9 protein-coding genes are annotated in these 6,511 nt (G+C 71.4%); 8 read left to right on the top strand and 1 reads right to left on the bottom strand.

The features are described from left to right. Positions 1-440 precede the first annotated feature (440 nt). The 7 genes from ACLEQD_RS34210 (at position 441) to ACLEQD_RS34180 (ending at position 4,766) form a co-directional block, all read left to right on the top strand. Positions 441-953 (top strand): hypothetical protein, encoded by a 513-nt coding sequence (locus ACLEQD_RS34210; protein WP_410389843.1) that lies wholly within the window; start codon positions 441-443, stop codon positions 951-953. A gap of 26 nt (positions 954-979) precedes the next feature. Continuing rightward, positions 980-1,744 carry an endonuclease/exonuclease/phosphatase family protein gene (locus ACLEQD_RS34205; protein WP_410389842.1) on the top strand — a complete coding sequence of 255 codons (765 nt, stop codon included), beginning with the start codon at positions 980-982 and terminating at the stop codon, positions 1,742-1,744. A 163-nt stretch (positions 1,745-1,907) separates the two neighbouring features. Next, on the top strand, positions 1,908-2,381 hold the full coding sequence (locus ACLEQD_RS34200; protein ID WP_410389841.1) for a phage holin family protein: 474 nt from the start codon (positions 1,908-1,910) through the stop codon (positions 2,379-2,381). After that, positions 2,371-2,580: a DUF3618 domain-containing protein gene (locus ACLEQD_RS34195; protein ID WP_120527522.1), complete on the top strand. Its 210-nt coding sequence runs from the start codon at positions 2,371-2,373 to the stop codon at positions 2,578-2,580. The genes ACLEQD_RS34200 and ACLEQD_RS34195 overlap by 11 nt, the downstream gene beginning before the upstream one ends. Positions 2,581-2,651: 71 nt before the next feature. Further along, entirely contained in the window at positions 2,652-2,846 is a 195-nt protein-coding gene (locus ACLEQD_RS34190; protein WP_120527523.1) for a hypothetical protein, read from the top strand. 28 nt (positions 2,847-2,874) lie between these two features. Then, positions 2,875-3,255 carry a hypothetical protein gene (locus ACLEQD_RS34185; RefSeq protein ID WP_410389839.1) on the top strand — a complete coding sequence of 127 codons (381 nt, stop codon included), beginning with the start codon at positions 2,875-2,877 and terminating at the stop codon, positions 3,253-3,255. 53 nt (positions 3,256-3,308) lie between these two features. Further along, positions 3,309-4,766 (top strand): hypothetical protein, encoded by a 1,458-nt coding sequence (locus tag ACLEQD_RS34180; protein WP_410389837.1) that lies wholly within the window; start codon positions 3,309-3,311, stop codon positions 4,764-4,766. Positions 4,767-4,772: 6 nt separating this feature from the next. On the opposite strand, the gene ACLEQD_RS34175 is transcribed toward ACLEQD_RS34180, so the two are convergent. Further along, positions 4,773-5,639, bottom strand: coding sequence for a hypothetical protein (locus ACLEQD_RS34175; protein WP_410389836.1), 867 nt, complete (start codon positions 5,637-5,639; stop codon positions 4,773-4,775). Positions 5,640-5,813: 174 nt separating this feature from the next. Here ACLEQD_RS34175 and ACLEQD_RS34170 point away from each other — a divergent pair. Then, positions 5,814-6,511: CHASE2 domain-containing protein (locus ACLEQD_RS34170; RefSeq protein ID WP_410389834.1), on the top strand; the 698-nt coding region annotated here is incomplete at its 3' end.

Below are 6,511 nucleotides of genomic sequence, written 5' to 3'. Positions count from 1 at the left end.
CCGGGACGCTGCCCGTCACCACGGCGGAGGACGCGGCGGGCGGGGCGGCGGCGAGCGCCGGAGCCCCGGTGGCGAGCAGGGCGAGGACGAAGACACGGGAGGCAGAGGGGGTCCGGGCGGGCATGGGCCGTTCTTTACACCACGCACGCGCGGATCCTTCCCGGACCGGCGTCGGGCGTGTTGGCTGTCTGCTTCTCTGCCCGGAAGGGCTCGCCTGGATGCCTCCTGCTTGACGTCTGGCCGCCTGTCCCGGAGGCGTGCGCCAGCTGCGTGCCATTGTAGGTACTTGGGTGCCCTGGGAGGCGAAACGGTGTTCCTGGCCGGACGAGCGGCAGGCAGCCGTGCCGGTTCCCCGCGCGTCAAGGCGTTACGGACGGCGAGGGGCTCCCTAGCTTTCCCACATCAACGCATCGCATCGATTTTCGAAAGGGAGGGCACGCATGCCTCGCTCCTACAGCTTCGACCACTTCCAGGTTCCCAAGACGCTGCCGCCGCAGAAGCGCAGCCTGCGGCAGCGCGACAAGGAGCACCTAGCCCAGTCGTCGCGCGTGACGGTGCACGACGACGAGGGCGTCCACTACGGCAAGAGCCACGCGCAGACGGAAGAGATCCTCATGGCGCGCAAGATGGAGCTCCAGTTGGAGGAGCTGGCCCGTCCGGAGGCGGACGCCAAGTTCTCCCACGGGCCGGTGTCGAAGGTGAGCGGCGCCGCGAAGAAGCAGCGCAAGGCGGCCGCGTCACCCGTCATCGGGACGACGGCGCCCATCGGGGCCCTGCCGCCCACCCAGGAGCGCCCGCCGCAGGCCCGGCTGCCGGACCTGGTCGACGAGGCGCGCCGGCAGGTGAAGGCCATCCAGACCGGCGTGGGCGACGTGGCGGCGGCCGTGCAGCGGCTGGCGACCCTGCCCCTGGAAGCGGTCCGGCTGGCGGCCCGCCGCATCATCCCGGCCTGAAACCCGAAGAGGAGGATGGACCGCGCGTGGAGCTGACCCTGGTCTCCTACAACATCCACTCCGGCATCGGCGTGGACGGAGCTTTCGACCTGGAGCGCGTGGGCGCGGTGCTCCGCGAGGTGAACGCGGACATCGTCGCCCTGCAGGAGGTGGGGGACTTCCGGGGCAAGACGCCCCGGGAGGACCAGCCCGAGCACCTGGCCCAGATGCTCGGGCTGCACATGGCCTTCGGGCCCAACGTGGTCCGCAACGGCCGCCGCTACGGCAACGCCATCCTCAGCCGGCTGCCGGTGCTCAAGTCGAAGAACTACGACCTGAGCGTGCAGGGGCGTGAGCCCCGGGGCGCGTTGAGATGCGACGTGGACCTGGGCGGGGGCAAGCAGCTGCACGTCTTCTGCCTCCACCTGGGCCTGTCCGTGAGTGAGCGGCGGCGGCAGGAGTCGCTCCTGCTGTCCGCCGACCTGCTGCGCGACGCGGCCCGCAAGGACCCCATGGTGGTGTGTGGAGATTTCAACTCCTGGGGCAACGGGCCGGTGTCCTCGCTGGTGCGCGAGGCCATCCACGACGCCGCGTTCGAGCTGGGCGCCGCCGCGCGCACGTACCCCACGCGGCTGCCCCTGTTCCGGTTGGATCGCATCTACGTGGACTCGGGCGTACGGCCGGTGTCGGTGACGCCGCACCGCTCGCCCTTGAGCCGGGTGGCGTCGGACCACCTGCCGCTGGTGATGCGCTTCGAGGCCCCCATCTCCGTGCAGCCGCCCGTCGCGCCTCCGGTGCAGCTGATCGGCTAGGGGTGTGGCTTGCGCTAGGCTCTCCATCGTCCGGTATCTCGCGTTGAGTGGCCGACGCTGGCGAACGCCGGACAATTTCCTCGCGGCGCGGTTGTCGCGGGGAGGAGGGGTGCCTAGGTTGGCGCCCACGCGCACAGGGACGTGAGCGTCGGCCGGAGAGCGCATGCACGTGGGCAGTGAACAGACGGATCGCGGCGTCGCCGCACTCGTCGGGCGCATGGCGGATGGCTTCAGTCGGTTGGTGACGCAGCACCTCCAGCTGGCACGCGTGGAGCTGGCGGAGGACGCGAAGGCCCTGGGCCTGGACGTGGCGAGCATCGCCGTGTTCGTGCCCTTCCTCCTCGTGGGGTACGCCTTCGTCTGCGGGGCGCTGGCGGCCGTGCTCGCTCCGTGGACGGGGTGGGCGGGCGCGCTGGCCATCGTGGGCGCGCTGAACCTGGTGGGCGGCGGCCTGGGCATCCTTCGCGCGGTGAAGCGGCTGAAGTCGCGCCAGGTGATGGATGACAGCGTGAGCGAGCTGTCGCGCAGCATGGCGGCGCTCACCGCGGCCCGCCCGCCGGTGGCGCCGACGCCCGGGGTGAACACGCTGAAGGACACGACGGGAATGGCTTTCAAGGAGCCGCGGGATGGCCGCTAGCAATGGACACCTGCCGCGCACGAGCGCGGCGCTTCGCGAGGAAATCGAGCGCACCCGGGCCGACCTGGCCACGTCGGTGAGCGCGCTCCGGGTGGAGGTGGCGGAGGTCACCGACTGGCGTCAGTGGGTGCGCAAGCATCCCTACGCCTGCGTGGGCGGAGCCTTCCTCGTCGGTTACCTGGTGGGCTCGCGGCGCTGAACGGGCGCGGCCGGGCCGGGATGAAAAGCTTCAGGACGCAATCGGAAACGAACGCACAGCAGAGGGCTTCCATGGAAATCAATCCGCAGCAGATGGCAGACCGGGCGCGGCACCTTCAGGAGCAGCTGCCGAACATGGACGAGGCGCGGCAGAACCTGGTGGACCTGAACCGTCAGGTCGTCGGGTTCATCAAGGCCAACCCGGGCACGTGCCTGCTGGGCGCCATCGCCGTGGGCTTCATCGTGGGCCGCATCGCGTCCCGCTAACCGGTTGCCTGGACAAGGGAGCACGGACATGACGAACTATTCGGGCACGACGGGCAACGGCACGGCGGAACACGGCGATGACGCGGGCTTCGGCCAGCGCGTGGATCAGCTGGGCTCCGACGCGCAGCAGTTCATCGACAACGCGCGCAGCGCGGTGGCGGACCTGGGACAGACGCTGGACCTGAAGGGGCGCGTGGAGCGCAACCCCTATGGCACGCTGGCCATCGCCGTGGGCGTCGGCTACGTGCTGGGCGGTGGCCTCTTCACGCCGCTGACCGGGCGCATCCTCAAGCTGGGCGTGCGGCTGGCCGCGCTGCCCTTCGTGAAGGATGAGCTGCTGGGCATGGCGGAGTCCGCCTTCCAGGGCTATCAGACGGGTCGTGGCACGCCGCCCTCGGGCAGCGTCTAGGATTCCCGCGGCACCCCGCGTCTTTCCCCCGAAGTCATCTCACGGAGTCGGACATGCTGAGCCTGAAGGACTTGAAGAAGCTGGACAGGGACGACGTACTAGACCTCCTCGGCCTGGAGACGCGCCGCACGACGGCGGAGTCGGCGCTGCCGGCGCTGGGCATCTTCGCGGCCGGCGTGCTGGTGGGCGTGGGCGTGGGCATGCTGCTCGCGGACAAGCCGGGCACGGAGCTGCGCGGCGACCTGCGCCAGCGCATCCAGGGCGCCAGGACAAGCTGGCGACGGCCATCAACAGCGCGCGCGGTGGGGACACGCAGCAGGGCGCGGGCTCCACGGTGCCGCCGGGTTCGCGCACCACGACCTGATTCCAGGCAGTGCGTGAAGTGCACAGAGGGCCTCTTCCCGTGGAAGCGCGGGGAGGGGCCTTCGTGTTTGCTCGGGGGGCAGGGCGGATGGCCTAGGATGCGAGGCGATGCGAAGTCCTTCGCATCAGGAGCAGACCCCGTGAGCGCGGCGAAGAAGCGACGGACGACCGGCACGAAACCGCCCGAGGCGACGCAGCCGTCGCGACACGACACGCCCGTGGACACGCCAGCGGTTGGAGCGCCCTCGCCGCTCCCCGTGCGAAACACAGACACGCCGTGGGCCTCCGGACCCGAGGGCGCGCTGGGACAGTTGCGCGCGCTGGAGACACTGGAGTCCACCTACGACGCCTGGGCGGAGCTGAAGCGCGAACACGCCGCCTCCGTCATCCAGTTCCGCGAGGAGCAGGCCCGCCTCACGCAGCAGGGCTCGTTCCTCCTGGGCGCGGTGCGCGCCGCGGGCATGGACTCCGGTTCGACGGCTCCGGGCCTCCAGCCCCAGGGCGCCGCCAGCGACTTCCTCCGTGACGCGGAAGCCAAGCTCGCCAGGGCTCGCGAAGCCGTCTCCCAGCGCGAAGCGGAGAGCGAAGCCCGCTACCAGGCCGCGTTCACGGAGGTCCGCGCCACGCTGATAGACCGCGTCCAGCGCTACCTCCAGCGCAGCCACCCGCACCTCACGCTGCTGCTTCGCCGCGTGGGCGCGGAGCGCTCCATCCTCCACGTCGCGCGCGTGCAGCCGGATGAGGCCGTCCTGCTCTGCTACCTGCTCACGCAGCGGGTGCCGTCCCGCTACGGCTTCCTCTTCGACGACTCCACCGAGGACCTGTCGCTCCCGCCCGCGCCGCTCTACGCGGAGGAGTCCGTCGCCTCCGACGCCGTGCGCCCGGACGCACCGGGCCTCTTGCGCGTCATCGACGCCAGCACGGACGTCCTGCCGCTCAAGGGCTTCATCCCCCTGCGCGTGCCCAGGCCCGGAGGAGGGGAGGACTTCTTCCGCCTCCTCCAGCGCGGCGCGGTGATGGAGGTGGAGATCGCGGACGGCCCTGACTTCCGCAGCATCCTCACCCGCGAAGAGTCGGAGCGCTTCGCGGGCCACCTCCTGCGCCTCAAACTCGAGGAGCGCATCGGCCTGGACATCGAGGCCGGGTAGCCACGCTCAGTTCGTCCGCACGATGCCCACTTCCGCGGTGCCCGCCATGACGACGCTGCCCAGGAAGAGGTTGTCGGACTCCGGGCCGCCCATGCGCACCGCCTGGAAGATGACCAGGTAGGTCTGCCGCGGGTTCGGGAACGCCGTGGCGGGAATCGTCACGCGCGCCTCGCGGAACGTCGCGGGGGTCGCCGCCAGCTGGAGGAACTCCACCGGCGTCGTCGGCACGTTCGAGTACGTCGCCTGGCCCTTCTCCCCGTTCGCACCCAGCGGCACCACGGTCACGAAGCCCAGCGTGCGGTCCTGGTTCGCCGGAGGCGCCGGCCGGTCGAACGCGTACGCCGTGTTCGCGTTGATCCGCACGAAGCCCTCCGCCGGATGGAACGCCGGGATGGCCTCCTTCGTGGGGGAGTCCTCCACCCGCGCCTCGTACTTCGTCCCGCCCTGCTCCGCGAAGAACGAATAGGTGGCGCCCGAGGTGTACTTCAGGTCGTCCGTGGAGTCGCTCGTCACGCCGTAGCTGCCGCCGCCCTGGCCGTTGAGCGGGACGCCCGCGGCGCTCCCCGCGCGCAGCGTCACCGTGGCCCCGCTCAAGCCCTCCGGCTGCGCGTTCTCCCCGGACTTCGTCCCGAAGAACACGAACGCCGCCGTCTGCCCGGGGAAGGACACCACGTCCCCGCCGTCCGGCCCGCCGTACGTCCCCGCGTCGTAGCCCGCCAGCGCGGACGCGGACACGTCCACCTGCGGCGTCGCGAGCAGGGTGCCCACCATCACGTGGTCCGCCGTGAGCTGATTGGTCGTCTTCTCCAGGTCGCAGGCGAGCGGCGACAGCACGGACACGGTGGCAAGGGCGGACAGCAACAGGCGTTTCATGGGCACTCTCTTGAACGGGGCACGGATGGACAGGTGACAGCAGCCAACCATACCGCGCGTGTTGACCCATAGGCGCGGGGCCCCGACGGGGTATCCTGCACGCCGCTCGTGCAACGCCTCCGCATTCACTCCTCCGGCCGCCGGTTCCTCCACCGGCTTGGCTTCTCGCTCGTCATGGCGGCCCTGTTCGGCTGCCTGCTGGGCCTGCTCGTCTCCCAGCGCGTCACGGGCCCCGCGCGGCCGGACGACACGCCCGCCCCCCTGCTGTCGCCCTCCGGCTTCATCGAGGGCATCTCCCACTGGCTCGACGGCGGCGAGCGCGCCTTCTACGACTGGCGCATCCGCCAGCTCGGCGAGGTCTCCGAGCGCTCCGACCGCGTGGTGCTCGTCTCCATCGACGACGACACGCTCGCCGAGGCCCAGCAGGGCCCCCGCGCGGACATCGCCGCGTACCCGTGGCCGCGCCAGGTGATGGGCGGCATGGTCCACCGGCTGATGGAGGAGGGCGCCTCCGTGGTGATGCTGGACTTCACCTACCCGGAGCTCAGCCCCCGCGCCTGCGTCACCCCCACGCGCTCGGGCCGGGGCGCCCTGTCCCAGGACGACGACGCGCTCCGGGCCCTGCTGGACCAGGACCCCGGCCACTCCGTGCTCGCCTTCCGCTGGGGCGCCGAGGGCACCCGCACGCTGCCCCCCACCGGCCGCCTGTGGCCTTACAGGGTCCGCCTGGGCAGCTACCCCGGCGTCACCGAGGCCCGCGCCCGCGCCCAGTCCGTGCTCGCCCTGCAGCGCCCCGCGTTCCTCATCCCCGCCGGCAAGGGCCTGGAGGTCTGGGCCGGCGTCGCGGACGAGGGCGAGGGCCGCAGCCTGGG

It is taken from the genome of Corallococcus sp. 4LFB (genome assembly GCF_046520365.1).
GTDB lineage: Bacteria > Myxococcota > Myxococcia > Myxococcales > Myxococcaceae > Corallococcus > Corallococcus caeni.
This window is presented reverse-complemented; position numbering and strand designations above follow the sequence as displayed.